We start from the raw sequence: 15,171 nt of genomic DNA on the forward strand, positions 1-15,171 counted from the left end.
CTGTCCCGTATGAGGAGCACACAATGTCGTCAGGTAAATACCGTCAGCAGGATGTCCGCGCCGCGCGCGGCACCACTCTCACCGCCAAAAGCTGGCTCACCGAAGCCCCGCTGCGCATGTTGATGAACAACCTTGATCCTGAGGTGGCGGAGAACCCCCACGAGCTGGTGGTCTACGGCGGCATAGGCCGCGCCGCGCGCAACTGGGAATGCTATGACGCAATTGTAAAATCCCTGACCGAACTCGAACATGACGAAACCCTGCTGGTGCAGTCCGGCAAGCCGGTGGGCGTGTTCAAAACGCACAAAAACGCGCCGCGCGTGCTGATCGCCAACTCTAACCTCGTGCCGCACTGGGCCACCTGGGAACACTTCAACGAACTGGACGCGAAAGGGTTGGCGATGTATGGCCAGATGACCGCGGGTAGCTGGATCTACATCGGCAGTCAGGGGATTGTGCAGGGCACCTACGAAACCTTCGTGGAAGCCGGTCGCCAGCACTATAACGGTTCGCTGAAAGGCCGCTGGGTACTGACCGCGGGTCTCGGTGGGATGGGCGGCGCGCAGCCGCTGGCCGCCACGCTTGCCGGCGCGTGCTCGCTGAACATTGAGTGCCAGCAGAGCCGCATTGATTTCCGTCTGCGTACCCGTTACGTCGACGAACAGGCAACCGATCTGGACGATGCGCTGGCGCGCATCAAAAAATACACGTCTGAAGGCAAAGCGGTGTCGATTGCCCTGTGCGGCAACGCGGCGGACATTCTTCCTGAACTCGTCGCCCGCGGCGTGCGTCCGGATCTGGTCACCGACCAGACCAGCGCCCATGACCCGCTGCACGGTTACCTGCCAAAAGGCTGGACGTGGGAAGACTATCAGCAAAAAGCGGAAACCGATCCGGAAGGCACGGTGCTTGCCGCGAAACGCTCCATGGCGGAACACGTCTCCGCCATGCTGGCCTTCAGCCAGATGGGCATTCCGACCTTTGATTACGGCAATAACATTCGCCAGATGGCGAAAGAGATGGGCGTGAATAACGCCTTCGACTTCCCGGGCTTCGTTCCGGCCTATATCCGCCCGCTGTTCTGCCGCGGCATCGGTCCGTTCCGCTGGGTTGCCCTGTCCGGTGACCCGGAGGATATCTACAAAACCGACGCCAAAGTGAAGGAGATCGTCGCCGATGACGAACACCTGCACCGCTGGCTGGATATGGCCCGCGAGCGCATTAACTTCCAGGGCCTGCCGGCGCGTATCTGCTGGGTAGGGCTGGAGTGGCGGCAAAAACTCGGTCTGGCCTTCAACGAAATGGTGCGCAGCGGTGAAGTTTCCGCGCCGATCGTCATTGGCCGCGACCACCTGGACTCCGGCTCCGTCGCCAGCCCGAACCGCGAAACGGAAGCCATGCGCGACGGCTCGGATGCGGTCTCCGACTGGCCGCTGCTGAACGCCCTGCTGAATACCGCCAGCGGCGCGACCTGGGTGTCGCTGCACCACGGCGGCGGCGTGGGGATGGGCTTCTCCCAGCATTCCGGGATGGTCATCGTCTGCGACGGAACCGATGAAGCCGCCGCGCGTATCGCTCGCGTGCTCCACAACGACCCGGCAACCGGCGTGATGCGTCACGCGGATGCGGGTTATGAGATTGCCATTGACTGTGCCAAAGAGCAGGGCCTTAACCTGCCGATGATCCCTGCCACACAAGGAAAGCATGAATGAACGCATTAACACTCACTCCCGGCTCGCTGACGCTCAAACAGCTGCGTAACGTCTGGCGTAAACCGGTCACCCTTTCGCTTGATGAAAGCGCGCACGCGGCCATTAATGACAGCGTTGCCTGTGTGGAAGCTATTGTGGCCGAAGGGCGCACGGCTTACGGGATTAACACCGGCTTTGGGCTGCTGGCGCAGACCCGCATCGCGACGCACGATCTGGAAAACTTACAGCGTTCTCTGGTGCTGTCGCACGCGGCGGGCGTCGGCCAGCCGCTTGACGATGAGATTGTCCGTCTGATGATGGTGCTCAAAATCAACAGCCTGGCGCGCGGCTTTTCCGGCATTCGCCTGAGCGTGATTCAGGCGCTGATGGCGCTGGTCAATGCGGAAGTCTATCCGTGGATCCCGGCAAAAGGCTCTGTTGGGGCATCCGGCGATCTTGCCCCGCTGGCGCACATGTCGCTGCTGCTGCTGGGCGAAGGCAAAGCGCGCTGGCAGGGCGAGTGGCTGCCTGCGAAAGAGGCGCTGAAAAAAGCCGGCTTAACACCCATTACGCTGGCGGCGAAAGAGGGGCTGGCGCTGCTGAACGGCACGCAGGCATCGACCGCCTTCGCGCTGCGCGGCCTGTTTGAAGCGGAAGATCTGTTTGCCTCGGCGGTGGTGTGCGGCGCGCTGACCACCGAAGCCGTACTGGGCTCGCGTCGCCCGTTCGATGCCCGCATCCACGAGGTGCGCGGTCAGCGCGGGCAGATTGATGCCGCCGCGATGTACCGTCACGTGCTTACTGACACCAGCGAAATTGCCGATTCACACCATAACTGCGAGAAGGTTCAGGATCCGTATTCCCTGCGTTGCCAGCCGCAGGTGATGGGCGCGTGCCTGACGCAGCTGCGTCAGGCGGCGGAGGTGCTGCTGGTGGAGGCCAACGCGGTGTCCGATAACCCGCTGGTGTTCGCTCAGGAAAACGAGGTGGTCTCCGGTGGTAACTTCCACGCCGAGCCGGTAGCGATGGCGGCGGATAATATCGCCCTGGCGATTGCCGAAGTCGGCGCGTTGTCCGAGCGCCGTATCGCGCTGATGATGGATAAACATATGTCCCAGCTGCCACCGTTCCTGGTGCGTAACGGCGGGGTCAACTCGGGCTTTATGATTGCTCAGGTGACGGCCGCAGCGCTGGCAAGCGAGAACAAAGCCCTGTCGCACCCGCACAGCGTGGACAGCCTGCCAACGTCTGCAAACCAGGAAGATCACGTTTCGATGGCACCGGCTGCCGGGCGTCGTCTCTGGGAAATGGCCTCCAACACCCGCGGCGTGCTGGCGGTGGAATGGCTGGCGGCAAGTCAGGGTATCGATCTGCGTGAAGGGCTAAAATCCAGCCCGCTGCTGGAGCAGGCGCGTCATGCGCTGCGCGAGCATGTATCGCATTACGATGACGACCGCTTCTTTGCGCCGGATATTGATAAGGCGATGCAGCTTCTGGAAGAGGGGCGGCTGGTGGGGCTGTTACCTTCGGTGCTGTGATTTTTCCCCTCACCCTAACCCTCTCCCACAGGGAGAGGGAATTGCCAGGTTTTCTCCCTCTCCCTGTGGGAGAGGGCCGGGGTGAGGGCATTAGCCCGCACTATTACGAATACATCGCCGTAATCGACGCGCTGCCCAGCGTATGGAAATGCACGTTAAACCCGACCATTGCGCCGCTCGCCCCTTCATCGACCTCAATCCTCTCCACATCCAGCGCGTGCACCGTGAAGATATAGCGGTGGGTTTCCCCTTTTGGCGGCGCCGCGCCGCCGTAGCCCGCTTTACCGAAGTCAGTGCGCGTCTGAATGGCACCTTCAGGCAGGGCAACCAGGTCTGAACCGGAACCCTGCGGCAGGACGCGCGTGTCGGCAGGCAGGTTCGCCACAATCCAGTGCCACCAGCCGGAGCCAGTAGGCGCATCCGGGTCGTAGCAGGTCACGACAAAGCTTTTGGTGCCTGCCGGAACCTCATCCCACGCCAGGTGTGGGGAGATATTGTCTCCCTGATACCCCATGCCGTTGAAAACGTGACGCTCCGGCAGTTTTTCGCCGTCGCGCAGATCTTTGCTGATGATTTTCATACGGTTTACCCTCGTTGATCGCTCGTTCAGCAAGTGTAATGCATAGGGTTAAATCGTGAAATGCGCGGGAATGTTAACGGCTGTTACAACCGCGTCGGTTAATTTACGCAGCTGCTCCGACGTAATGCTGTACGGCGGCATCAGGTAGATAAGCTTGCCGAAAGGCCGTACCCACACGCCCTGGTCCACGAAGAAGCGCTGTAGCGCCGCCATATTCACCGGATGGGTGGTTTCAATCACCCCGATGGCGCCCAGCACCCGCACGTCCGCGACGAAATTCGCCCCTGAGGCGGCGCTCAGCTCCGCTTTCAGCTGCACTTCAATCGCCGCAACCTGCGTCTGCCACTCGCCGCTCTCCAGAATGGCGAGGCTTTCGCTTGCGACGGCGCAGGCGAGAGGATTACCCATAAACGTCGGACCGTGCATAAAGCAGCCTGCTTCGCCGTCGCTGATGGTGTCGGCGACCTGGCGGGTCGTGAGCGTGGCGGAAAGTGTCATGGTGCCGCCGGTCAGCGCTTTGCCGAGGCACAGAATATCCGGGGCGATACCCGCATGTTCGCAGGCAAACAGCTTGCCGGTGCGGCCAAAGCCGGTGGCGATCTCATCGGCAATCAGCAGAATGCCCTCGCGGTCGCACATCCTGCGAATACGCTTCAGCCATTCCGGGTGGTACATCCGCATCCCGCCCGCGCCCTGCACGATCGGTTCAAGAATGACGGCAGCAATCTCGTGACGATGCGCCGCCATCAGCCGCGCGAAACCGACCATGTCCATTTCGTTCCACTCGCCGTCGAAGCGGCTCTGGGGGGCCGGGGCAAACAGGTTTTCCGGCAGATAGCCCTTCCACAGGCTATGCATGGAGTTGTCCGGATCGCATACCGACATCGCCCCGAAGGTATCCCCGTGATAGCCGTTGCGGAAGGTGAGGAACCGCTGGCGCGTTTCGCCTTTGGCGTGCCAGTACTGCAGCGCCATTTTCATCGCCACTTCCACCGCCACGGAGCCGGAATCCGCCAGGAACACGCACTCCAGCGATTCAGGCGTCATCGCCACCAGGCGACGGCATAAATCCACCGCGGGCTGATGGGTGATCCCGCCGAACATCACGTGCGACATCTGGTCAATCTGCGCCTTCATCGCCGCATTCAGGCGCGGGTGGTTGTACCCGTGAATGGCCGCCCACCAGGAGGACATCCCGTCAACGAGCTGTTCGCCGCTGGCGAGATGCAGCTCGCAGCCGTGGGCGGAGGCCACCGGATAAACGGGAAGGGGGCGGGTCGTGGAGGTGTAAGGGTGCCAGATATGCTGCTTGTCGAAGGCGAGATCGTCCTGGGTCATAATCGACTTGTAAACCATTTTGAAAAGTTTTAGGTTTACGAGTATAAACCGAACCGAAAATTAACAAAACCCTTTGGAGAAGCCCCATGGCTCACCACGCACGCTGGACGATGTCGCAAGTCACTGAATTATTCAATAAACCTTTCCTTGAGCTGATGTTCGAAGCCCAACAGGTGCATCGTCAGCACTTTGATCCTCGCCATGTTCAGGTCAGCACGCTGCTGTCGATCAAAACCGGCGCCTGCCCTGAAGACTGCAAATATTGCCCGCAGAGCGCGCGCTACAAAACCGGCCTGGAATCCGAACGGCTGATGGAAGTTGAGCAGGTACTCGACTCGGCGCGCAAGGCGAAAAACGCCGGCTCGACCCGCTTCTGCATGGGCGCGGCGTGGAAGAACCCGCACGATCGCGACATGCCTTACCTGGAGCAGATGGTAAAAGGCGTGAAGGAGATGGGTCTCGAAGCCTGTATGACGCTCGGCACGCTCAACGAGGAGCAGGCGCAGCGCCTCTCGGCGGCGGGGCTGGACTACTACAACCACAACCTCGACACCTCGCCGGAATTTTACGGCAACATCATCACCACGCGTACCTACCAGGAGCGTCTGGATACGCTGGATAAAGTGCGTGATGCCGGAATCAAAGTGTGCTCCGGCGGTATCGTGGGCCTTGGAGAAACGGTGAAAGACCGCGCGGGCCTGCTGCTGCAGCTGGCTAACCTGCCGACCCCGCCGGAAAGCGTGCCGATCAACATGCTGGTGAAGGTCAAGGGCACGCCGCTGGCGGACAACGACGACGTGGATGCGTTTGATTTTATTCGCACCATCGCGGTGGCGCGCATCATGATGCCGACCTCTTTCGTGCGCCTCTCTGCCGGTCGCGAGCAGATGAACGAGCAGACCCAGGCCATGTGCTTTATGGCCGGAGCCAACTCTATCTTCTACGGCTGCAAGCTGCTGACCACGCCGAACCCGGAAGAGGACAAAGACGTTCAGCTGTTCCGCAAGCTGGGGCTTAACCCGCATCAGACCGAGGTGCTGACGGGCGATAACGAGCAACAGCAGCAGCTGGAGCAGCAGATTTTCAACGCCGACACCGACCAGTTCTACAACGCGGCAGCCGTATGACCTGGCAGGCACGTATCAACTCTGCGCTTGACGACCGTCGGGCGGCAGAGGCATTTCGCGTTCGCAGGGTGGTGGAAAACGGCGCGGGCCGTTTTCTTACCCGCGACGGGCGGCAGTTTTGTAATTTCTCCAGCAACGACTATCTCGGGCTGAGCCAGCATCTGGCCATTATCCGCGCCTGGCAGCAGGGCGCTGAGCGGTTTGGCGTGGGCAGCGGCGGCTCGGGACACGTCAGCGGATACACCACAGCGCATCATGCGCTGGAAGAGGAACTGGCTGACTGGCTCGGCTACCCGCGCGCGCTGCTGTTTATCTCCGGTTTTGCCGCCAACCAGGCGGTGATTACGGCCCTGATGGAAAAAGAGGACCGCATTGTCGCCGACCGCTTAAGTCACGCCTCCCTGCTGGAGGCGGCACATTTAAGCCCGGCGCAGCTGCGCCGCTTTGCTCATAACGATGCGGGACAGCTTGCTGCGCTGCTGGATAAACCCTGCGACGGACAACAGCTGGCGGTCACGGAAGGGGTATTCAGCATGGACGGCGACAGCGCGCCGCTTGCCGCGCTGCACGATACCGCCAAACGGCAAAACGCCTGGCTGCTGGTGGACGATGCCCACGGCATTGGCGTAATGGGCGACGAAGGGCGCGGGAGCGCGTATCAGCAAAACGTGAAGCCGGAACTGCTGATTGTCACCTTCGGCAAAGGTTTTGGCGTCAGCGGCGCCGCCGTGCTGTGCAGCGAATCCGTCGCCGACTATCTGCTGCAGTTTGCCCGACACCTAATCTATAGCACCAGCATGCCCCCGGCGCAGGCCGTGGCGCTGTCTGCATCGCTGGCGGTGATCCGCAGCGCAGAAGGGGATGAACGTCGCCAGCGTCTGGCAGAGCATATCGCTCGCTTCCGTCAGGGACTTGAGGCGCTGCCCTTCCGCAGTCCCGATTCGCAGAGCGCTATCCAGCCGGTGATTGTCGGTGAAAATGCCCGCGCGCTGGCGCTGGCACAGGCGCTGCGCCAGCGCGGCATGTGGGTGACCGCTATCCGCCCGCCAACGGTCCCGCCAGGTACCGCGCGGCTGCGTTTAACCCTGACGGCGGCGCATGAAGCACAGGATATTGAGACGTTGCTGGAGGCGCTCCATGTTGCCGGTGAATAAGCAGGCCATCGCGGCGGCATTTGGTCGCGCCGCGCAGAGCTATTCGCAGCACGATGAGCTGCAGCGTCTGAGCGCGCAGGGGCTTCTGACCGCGCTTGGCGAGAGCCGTTTTCCCCAGGTGCTGGACGCCGGCTGTGGTCCGGGCAGCAACAGCCGCTACTGGCGCGGGGCGGGAAGCCAGGTCACGGCTATCGACCTCTCAGAGCAGATGCTCGACGAGGCGCGTCAAAGGCAGGCAGCGGATCGCTATCTGCTGGCCGATATCGAGGCGATCCCGCTGGCGGATGCGCAGTTCGATCTGGTCTGGAGCCATCTGGCGGTCCAGTGGTGCAGCAGCCTGCCGCAGGCCTTGCGTGAGCTTTATCGCGTGGCGCGACCGGGCGGGAAGGTGGCCTTTACCACCTTGCTGGAGAGTTCGCTGCCGGAGCTGAATCAGGCGTGGAAAGCGGTGGATGAGCAGCCGCACGCTAACCGTTTTTTATCGCATGAGCAGGTGACGCAGGCGCTGACAGGCTGGCGCTACCGTAGCACGGTGCAGACCATCACCCTCAATTTTAGCGATGCGTTCAGCGCGATGCGCTCGCTGAAGGGCATCGGCGCCACGCACCTGCATGCCGGACGGGAGAAAAAACCACTCACCCGCGGACAGCTGCAGCGGCTGGAGCTGGCCTGGCCTCAGCAGCGGGGTTATTTCCCGCTCTCTTATCAACTTTTTCATGGGATTATCGAACGTGACTGAACGTTATTTTGTCACCGGAACGGATACGGAAGTGGGCAAAACGGTGGCCAGCGCGGCGCTGCTGCAGGCGGCACGGAAGCTTGGGAAAAACACCGCCGGATATAAGCCTGTTGCTTCCGGCAGCGAGATGACGGCGGAAGGGTTACGCAACACCGACGCGCTGGCGCTCCAGCGTAACAGCACGCGTGAACTCGCCTATTCAGCGGTCAATCCGTACACCTTTGCCGAGCCGACCTCGCCGCACATCATCAGCGCTGACGAAGGTCGTCCGATTAATTTCGCCGTGCTTTCAGCCGGGTTACGGGCGCTGGAAAGCCAGGCCGACTGGGTGCTGGTGGAAGGGGCTGGCGGCTGGTTTACGCCGCTTTCGGACACGCAGACGTTTGCTGACTGGGTGCAGGCCGAGCAGCTTCCGGTCATTCTGGTCGTCGGCGTTAAGCTGGGCTGTATCAATCACGCCATGCTGACCGCGCAGGCCATACGGCAGGCCGGGCTGCGTCTGGCGGGCTGGATAGCCAACGACGTGGTTGCGCCGGGGAAACGACACCAGGAGTATCTGGCGACGCTCAGGCGCGTCCTTCCCGCCCCGTGCCTCGGGGAAATTCCCTGGCTTGCTGACGGCGCGGAAAATGCCGAAATCGGGCGTTATCTCGATCTCAGCGTCTTGCTTCCCGCGACATCCAGTGCGCGATAAGCTCGTCATCCAGTTCGTTAACGTGGCCCTGCGCCACGTTACGCCCGCGATAGAGCATACAGAAACGGTCCGCAACCCGGCGGATAAACGACAGCTGCTGCTCCGCTAACAGCACCGTCATACCTAACTCCCGGTTTAAGCGCACCAGCAGCTGCCCCAGCTTCTGGGCGAAGCTGTGTCCTGCGCCGTGCAGGGGCTCATCGAGGATCAGCAGGTGAGGACGGTTCACCAGCGCATTAGCCAGCGCCAGCTGGTACTGGTCGTCCGGAGAGAGCGTGTTGGCGCGGGTCTGTCGCAATGCGTAGAGCGCCGGAAACAGGTCGTAAACGTCATTTTTCGCTTCCGGGTTGGGTTTCCCCATCGCCCGCATGGCGATATGCAGGTTTTCCTCGATCGTTAGCTGGGAGAAGATCCGCCTGTCCTGCGGGACATAGCCTATCTCCGTTCCTGAACGCTGTTCTGGCGGCAGGTTAAGCAAATCGCGCGGCGGCGCGCCTGCCTCATGCCAGATGATGCTACCGCTTTCGACGGGCACTCTCCCGGCGATGCAATTCATCAGGGTGGTTTTTCCCATTCCCGGCAGGCCAACGACGCCTGTACACATCCCTTGCGGAAAATCCAAATTCACGTTCCATAGCGTATGTTGGCTTCCGTAAAACTGATTCACAGCACGCAGACTCAACATCTTTCTCTCCTTAAAAATGTGTGTAGGTGAGGCTCGGGTTTGAATCTGCAAAACCCCTGCCAGAAACCGAAAAGCGTTTAAAAAACCGGCTTTTTTAGGAATAAGTCACCGGAGAGGGGCTGAGAAAAAAAGGGATTGCACATCGACGGTGCTGGCGGTGTTGAGTTGTGGTGCAGAACCCGAAATGCTGAAAATGTGAGCAAGATCGCATCGGTTGGTTATGAATGACGCAACTGTTAATCAGCAAAAAATAGCTATAAAAATTTTTTACCGCCGTCTCGTGGGAAAATCCGGGAATTTGCCGAGCGCCAGTCTGCATGGGCTGGAAGCAGTTATCCACTATTCCTGTGGATAACCATGTGCATTAGAGTTAGAAAACACGCGATAAGCGAGAGAAGACGCGGCTTACGCCCAAATTGACGCGAAACGCGGCTTTAGAAAATATCGTTTATTATTTAATTGCTTAGATAAAAGCAATTCCCGTCATGAAAGTGTCACCCGTTGCCACAAAACTATCATTACCTGGCTTGACAAATGTTAAAAAAGAAAAAGTTCTGGGGATAACCTGACCTGACTGGTGTTTTATATTGTCACAGTCCAAATTTTGGTCGCTATCGCGCTAATCATTCAGGCGCTACTCTAAATATCCTGACATGCTACTGGTTTTTCATCCAGTGTTTTTTACTGGCATTCCTGGCAACAAGGAGTAAAATTACTCACCTGCCGCTTATAACGTCATCAGGTTGTCGCCCATGAGTAAACCGTTCAAATTGAATTCTGCTTTCCGTCCATCTGGCGATCAGCCTGAGGCGATCCGTCGTCTGGAAGAAGGGCTGGAAGATGGGCTGGCGCACCAGACGCTGCTGGGGGTAACCGGCTCGGGTAAAACGTTCACCATCGCCAACGTGATTGCGGATCTCCAGCGCCCCACGATGGTGCTGGCACCCAATAAAACCCTGGCCGCACAGCTTTACGGCGAGATGAAAGAGTTCTTCCCGGAAAACGCCGTGGAGTATTTCGTCTCCTACTACGATTACTACCAGCCTGAAGCTTATGTACCGAGCTCTGACACCTTCATTGAGAAAGATGCCTCGGTGAACGAACACATCGAGCAGATGCGTCTGTCGGCCACTAAGGCGCTTCTGGAGCGTCGCGATGTGGTCGTTGTCGCATCGGTTTCCGCGATCTACGGTCTCGGCGATCCGGATCTCTATCTCAAGATGATGCTGCACCTGACGCAGGGGATGATCATCGACCAGCGCGCCATCGTCCGTCGTCTGGCTGAGCTGCAGTATGCCCGTAACGATCAGGCGTTCCAGCGCGGCACCTTCCGCGTACGCGGTGAGGTGATCGACATCTTCCCGGCGGAATCGGACGATATGGCACTGCGCGTCGAGCTGTTTGACGAAGAGGTTGAACGCCTGTCGCTCTTTGACCCGCTGACCGGACACGTTGAATCGGTGATCCAGCGCTTCACCATCTACCCGAAAACGCACTATGTGACGCCGCGCGAGCGTATTGTGCAGGCGATGGAAGAGATCAAAGTGGAGCTGGCCGAGCGCCGTAAGGTGCTGCTGGCGAACAATAAGCTGCTGGAAGAGCAGCGCCTGAGCCAGCGCACCCAGTTTGACCTTGAGATGATGAACGAGCTGGGCTACTGCTCCGGCATTGAAAACTACTCCCGCTTCCTCTCCGGGCGCGGGCCGGGCGAGCCGCCGCCGACGCTGTTTGACTACCTTCCGGCAGACGGTTTGCTGGTGATCGATGAATCCCACGTTACGATCCCGCAGATCGGCGGGATGTACCGCGGCGACCGGGCGCGTAAAGAGACGCTGGTGGAGTACGGATTCCGCCTGCCGTCGGCGCTGGATAACCGTCCGATGAAATTTGAAGAGTTTGAGGCGCTGGCGCCGCAAACCATCTACGTCTCGGCCACGCCGGGCAACTACGAGCTGGAAAAATCGGGCGATGAGGTGGTTGACCAGGTGGTGCGTCCGACCGGGCTGTTGGATCCGGTTATCGAGGTGCGCCCGGTGGCCACCCAGGTGGACGACCTGCTTTCGGAAATTCGCGCGCGTTCCGCCATCAACGAGCGCGTGCTGGTGACCACGCTCACCAAGCGTATGGCGGAAGACCTGACCGAGTATCTCGAAGAGCACGGCGAGAAGGTGCGTTATCTACACTCGGATATCGATACCGTGGAGCGCATGGAGATTATCCGCGACCTGCGTCTGGGCGAGTTTGACGTGCTGGTAGGGATTAACCTGCTGCGAGAAGGTCTCGATATGCCGGAGGTCTCGCTGGTGGCGATTCTGGATGCGGACAAAGAGGGCTTCCTGCGTTCCGAGCGTTCCCTGATCCAGACCATCGGTCGTGCGGCGCGTAACGTCAACGGTAAAGCGATTCTGTACGGTGACAAAATTACCCCGTCGATGGCGAAAGCGATTGGTGAAACGGAGCGCCGCCGCGAGAAACAGCAGCGCTACAACGAAGAACACGGTATTACGCCGCAGGGTCTGAACAAGAAGGTGGTGGATATTCTGGCGCTGGGTCAGAACATTGCCAAAACCAAAGCGAAAGGCCGCGGCAAGGCGCGTTCAGTGGTGGAAGAAGATACCGTCGTGCTGACGCCGAAAGCGCTGCAGCAGAAAATCCACGAGCTGGAAGGGCAGATGATGCAGCACGCGCAGAACCTGGAGTTCGAAGAGGCGGCGCAGATCCGCGACCAGCTTCATCAGCTGCGGGAGTTGTTTATCGCGGCATCATAGGTAAAGCAGCGTGTTTCTCCCTCTCCCCGTGGGAGAGGGCCGGGGTGAGGGCATCAGGCCGCACAAAACGAACCTAACCCAGCGCCTGAATCGCCTTCTCCAGCGCCTCGCGCAGCAGGTGACGGTCATGGCGATACTTGATGTCTGAGGCCTCCAGCGGCTCCTGCACCACCAGACGATCGCCAATCCCTGACACATCCACTTTTGGTCCCACGACGACGCCGTCAATGATTTTCTTGCCGACGTAATGCTCCATTAATTCAAGCTTGTCCGCCAGCGACAGGCTCGCCGCCGCCGGGCTCAGTTCACGTCCCAGATTACCGATGTAAACCATCGGCGCCGGGGTGCGGCGCAGCGCCTGCGCCAGTTCTTTCACCAGCAGAATGGGCATCAGGCTGGTATAAAAACTACCTGGACCGATCAGGATAAGATCCGCTTCCCCGATTGCCTCTACCGCTTCACGCGTGGCGGGCACGCTAGGATAGGTCATCAACTCCGTTGGCGGCAGGAGGAGCTGGTCAATATTCACCTCGCCGTAAACTTCATGCCCTTCGGCGTCGATAGCCATCAAGTCAACCGGTTGTTCAGACATGGGGATCAGGAATGCGTCCACTTTGAGCAGATTACGGATCAGATTGATGGCTTCGAGAGGCCTTACGCTCAGGTGATCCAGCGCCTTTAACATCAGATTTCCGAGGTTATGTCCGGAAAGTTCGCCATTACCGCCAAAACGGTACTCAAACATCGCCGACGCGACGCTCGGCTCGGTAATTAACTGGTTCAGGCAGTTGCGCATATCTCCCCAGGCAATGCCGCCTTCGGCACGACGAATGCGCCCGGTTGAGCCGCCGTTATCGGTGGTGGTCACTATCCCTGTCAGCCTTGAGCCCAGTGACGACAAAGAGGACATAACCCGGCCTAAGCCGTGTCCTCCGCCAAGAGCGACCACTCGGTCAAGATCCGCAAAAGTGCGATTGCGCATACGTATTCCTTATTACGTTCGATCGCGTAACAGTAACCTAACTACCCCTAAAAGACGATGCTTCACCCGATGCAAAATGACGTATATCAATGTGAAAATGCGGTTTTTAGGTATTCTGTAGCGAAAATGGACGAATGACTCGCTATATACTTAATTATATAGCGAAAAGCGATAATGGCGCCGTCAGAATTTCCGCGCTACTATCGCCCTAACCACGTTTTCAAAATTGAAAACATACACTCTAGCCCTTGCGCCTGTGTCGAAAGATATGGCGCTCTGGCCGTGGCGAATTTGCCACCAGGGTACAGAAAGAAATGACTGTGCCTCCCGATCTGGAAAGGTGTACATGGCTTCACAACTTACTGATGCTTTCGCGCGTAAGTTTTATTACTTACGTCTGTCGATTACCGATGTGTGCAACTTCCGTTGCACCTACTGCCTGCCCGATGGCTACAAACCGGGCAGCGTCACCAATAACGGCTTTCTCTCCGTGGATGAAGTGCGCCGCGTCACGCGCGCCTTCTCTGAGCTCGGCACCGAAAAAGTGCGCCTTACCGGCGGTGAACCCTCGCTGCGCCGCGATTTCCCCGACATCATTGCCGCGGTACGTGAAAACGAACGTATCCGCCAGATTGCGGTGACCACCAACGGTTACCGCATGGCGCGCGACGTGGCGACCTGGCGCGATGCGGGGCTGACGGCGATCAACGTCAGCGTCGATAGCCTGGACGCCCGCCAGTTCCACGCCATTACCGGCCAGGATAAATTCCAGCAGGTCATGGACGGTATCGATGCGGCATTTGCGGCCGGCTTCGAAAAAGTCAAAGTCAACACGGTGCTGATGCGTGATGTAAACCATCACCAGCTTGATACCTTCCTGGCGTGGATTAAATCCCGCCCCATTCAGCTGCGTTTTATTGAGCTGATGGAAACCGGCGAGGGTAGCGAGCTGTTCCGCCGCCATCACATCTCCGGCATGGTGCTGCGCGACGAGCTGCTAAAACGCGGCTGGCTCCATCAGATCCGCCAGCGCAGCGACGGCCCGGCGCAGGTCTTCTGCCACCCGGATTACGAAGGCGAGATCGGGCTTATCATGCCTTACGAGAAAGATTTCTGCGCCAGCTGCAACCGCCTGCGCGTCTCCTCCGTGGGCAAGCTCCATCTTTGCCTGTTTGGTGACGGCGGCGTAGACCTTCGCGATCTGCTGGAAGACGATGCGCAGCAGGACGCGCTTGAAGCACGCATTTCTGAAGCGCTGACGCATAAAAAACAGACCCACTTCCTGCATCAGGGCAATACCGGCATTACTCAGAACCTGTCCTACATCGGCGGGTAATCAGGCTTAAGAAGGAAACAGAAAATGAGTCAGGTAAGCGCAGAATTTATCCCGACACGCATTGCTATCCTTACCGTTTCCGATCGCCGTGGCGAAGAGGATGATACCTCCGGCCACTGGCTGCGCGAGGCGGCCCATGACGCGGGGCATCACATTGTTGATAAAGCGATCGTGAAGGAGAACCGCTACGCCATTCGCGCGCAGGTCTCTCAGTGGATCGCCAGCGATGAGGTGCAGGTGGTGCTGATCACCGGCGGCACCGGCTTTACCGCAGGCGATCAGGCCCCCGAAGCGCTTATCCCGCTGTTCGACCGCGAGGTGGAAGGCTTCGGCGAGGTGTTCCGCATGCTCTCCTTTGAAGAGATTGGTACCTCCACGTTGCAGTCGCGCGCCGTTGCCGGGGTGGCTAACAAAACCCTGATTTTCGCCATGCCGGGCTCGACCAAAGCCTGCCGCACCGCGTGGGAAAACATCATCGCCCCGCAGCTGGATGCCCGTACCCGTCCGTGTAATTTCCATCCCCATTTAAAGAAATAAGC

The 15,171-nt window shown here is 59.3% G+C and carries 13 protein-coding genes and 1 riboswitch; of the genes, 9 read left to right on the plus strand and 4 right to left on the minus strand.

What is annotated here, in order from left to right; translation table 11 throughout:
- The first annotated feature begins 23 nt into the window (after positions 1-23).
- A complete protein-coding gene (hutU, locus tag ACMGG5_RS12760; RefSeq protein WP_370883984.1) occupies positions 24-1,712 on the plus strand; it encodes a urocanate hydratase in 1,689 nt (562 codons plus the stop codon).
- Positions 1,709-3,229, plus strand: coding sequence for a histidine ammonia-lyase (hutH, locus tag ACMGG5_RS12765; RefSeq protein WP_061715729.1), 1,521 nt, complete (start codon positions 1,709-1,711; stop codon positions 3,227-3,229). Before hutU ends, hutH begins: the two co-directional genes overlap by 4 nt.
- Before the next feature lie 103 nt (positions 3,230-3,332).
- On the opposite strand, the gene ACMGG5_RS12770 is transcribed toward hutH, so the two are convergent.
- Together ACMGG5_RS12770 and bioA are read right to left on the minus strand one after the other, a co-directional pair.
- Entirely contained in the window at positions 3,333-3,809 is a 477-nt protein-coding gene (locus ACMGG5_RS12770) for a kinase inhibitor (RefSeq protein ID WP_061715728.1), read from the minus strand.
- A gap of 48 nt (positions 3,810-3,857) precedes the next feature.
- Positions 3,858-5,147, minus strand: coding sequence for an adenosylmethionine--8-amino-7-oxononanoate transaminase (gene bioA, locus ACMGG5_RS12775; RefSeq protein ID WP_416202943.1), 1,290 nt, complete (start codon positions 5,145-5,147; stop codon positions 3,858-3,860).
- 86 nt (positions 5,148-5,233) lie between these two features.
- On the opposite strand from bioA, the gene bioB reads away from it, so the two are divergent.
- From bioB to bioD, 4 genes are read left to right on the plus strand one after another with little or no spacing between them, the layout of a single operon-like run.
- Positions 5,234-6,274: a biotin synthase BioB gene (gene bioB, locus ACMGG5_RS12780; RefSeq protein WP_033144975.1), complete on the plus strand. Its 1,041-nt coding sequence runs from the start codon at positions 5,234-5,236 to the stop codon at positions 6,272-6,274.
- Positions 6,271-7,428, plus strand: a complete 1,158-nt coding sequence (gene bioF / locus ACMGG5_RS12785; protein ID WP_420277938.1) for an 8-amino-7-oxononanoate synthase — start codon at positions 6,271-6,273, stop codon at positions 7,426-7,428. Before bioB ends, bioF begins: the two co-directional genes overlap by 4 nt.
- Entirely contained in the window at positions 7,412-8,167 is a 756-nt protein-coding gene (bioC, locus tag ACMGG5_RS12790) for a malonyl-ACP O-methyltransferase BioC (protein ID WP_208763635.1), read from the plus strand. Before bioF ends, bioC begins: the two co-directional genes overlap by 17 nt.
- Positions 8,160-8,861, plus strand: a complete 702-nt coding sequence (gene bioD, locus ACMGG5_RS12795; protein WP_420277939.1) for a dethiobiotin synthase — start codon at positions 8,160-8,162, stop codon at positions 8,859-8,861. The genes bioC and bioD overlap by 8 nt, the downstream gene beginning before the upstream one ends.
- Here bioD and ACMGG5_RS12800 read toward each other — a convergent pair.
- The gene (locus ACMGG5_RS12800) at positions 8,824-9,546 is read right to left on the minus strand and encodes an ABC transporter ATP-binding protein (protein ID WP_208763637.1); all 723 of its coding nucleotides are present in this window, start codon (positions 9,544-9,546) and stop codon (positions 8,824-8,826) included. The genes bioD and ACMGG5_RS12800 overlap by 38 nt on opposite strands.
- 752 nt (positions 9,547-10,298) lie before the next feature.
- Between ACMGG5_RS12800 and uvrB the strand changes: the two genes are divergently transcribed.
- Positions 10,299-12,314: an excinuclease ABC subunit UvrB gene (gene uvrB / locus ACMGG5_RS12805; RefSeq protein ID WP_248163629.1), complete on the plus strand. Its 2,016-nt coding sequence runs from the start codon at positions 10,299-10,301 to the stop codon at positions 12,312-12,314.
- Positions 12,315-12,387: 73 nt separating this feature from the next.
- Here uvrB and yvcK read toward each other — a convergent pair whose 3' ends face one another.
- On the minus strand, positions 12,388-13,296 hold the full coding sequence (yvcK, locus tag ACMGG5_RS12810) for a uridine diphosphate-N-acetylglucosamine-binding protein YvcK (RefSeq protein WP_048992088.1): 909 nt from the start codon (positions 13,294-13,296) through the stop codon (positions 12,388-12,390).
- Between the two features lie 225 nt (positions 13,297-13,521).
- A riboswitch (molybdenum cofactor riboswitch) is annotated at positions 13,522-13,655 on the plus strand.
- Here yvcK and moaA point away from each other — a divergent pair.
- On the plus strand, positions 13,643-14,632 hold the full coding sequence (gene moaA, locus ACMGG5_RS12815; protein ID WP_032645389.1) for a GTP 3',8-cyclase MoaA: 990 nt from the start codon (positions 13,643-13,645) through the stop codon (positions 14,630-14,632). Its footprint overlaps the riboswitch before it by 13 nt.
- A 24-nt stretch (positions 14,633-14,656) precedes the next feature.
- Complete coding sequence (moaB, locus tag ACMGG5_RS12820) at positions 14,657-15,169, plus strand: molybdenum cofactor biosynthesis protein B (RefSeq protein ID WP_024908761.1); 513 nt, start codon at positions 14,657-14,659, stop codon at positions 15,167-15,169.
- Positions 15,170-15,171 lie beyond the last annotated feature (2 nt).

Origin of the sequence: Enterobacter sp. BNK-34 (genome assembly GCF_048684445.1) — a bacterium.
GTDB lineage: Bacteria > Pseudomonadota > Gammaproteobacteria > Enterobacterales > Enterobacteriaceae > Enterobacter > Enterobacter pseudoroggenkampii.

Coding starts and splice junctions, on each gene's coding strand:
- ACMGG5_RS12770 (WP_061715728.1), bottom strand. CDS start 3,809: ATGAAAATCATCAGCAAAGATCTGCGCGACGGCGAAAAACTGCCGGAG.
- hutH (WP_061715729.1), top strand. CDS start 1,709: ATGAACGCATTAACACTCACTCCCGGCTCGCTGACGCTCAAACAGCTG.
- bioA (WP_416202943.1), bottom strand. CDS start 5,147: ATGACCCAGGACGATCTCGCCTTCGACAAGCAGCATATCTGGCACCCT.
- hutU (WP_370883984.1), top strand. CDS start 24: ATGTCGTCAGGTAAATACCGTCAGCAGGATGTCCGCGCCGCGCGCGGC.
- bioF (WP_420277938.1), top strand. CDS start 6,271: ATGACCTGGCAGGCACGTATCAACTCTGCGCTTGACGACCGTCGGGCG.
- bioC (WP_208763635.1), top strand. CDS start 7,412: ATGTTGCCGGTGAATAAGCAGGCCATCGCGGCGGCATTTGGTCGCGCC.
- yvcK (WP_048992088.1), bottom strand. CDS start 13,296: ATGCGCAATCGCACTTTTGCGGATCTTGACCGAGTGGTCGCTCTTGGC.
- uvrB (WP_248163629.1), top strand. CDS start 10,299: ATGAGTAAACCGTTCAAATTGAATTCTGCTTTCCGTCCATCTGGCGAT.
- moaB (WP_024908761.1), top strand. CDS start 14,657: ATGAGTCAGGTAAGCGCAGAATTTATCCCGACACGCATTGCTATCCTT.
- moaA (WP_032645389.1), top strand. CDS start 13,643: ATGGCTTCACAACTTACTGATGCTTTCGCGCGTAAGTTTTATTACTTA.
- bioB (WP_033144975.1), top strand. CDS start 5,234: ATGGCTCACCACGCACGCTGGACGATGTCGCAAGTCACTGAATTATTC.
- ACMGG5_RS12800 (WP_208763637.1), bottom strand. CDS start 9,546: ATGTTGAGTCTGCGTGCTGTGAATCAGTTTTACGGAAGCCAACATACG.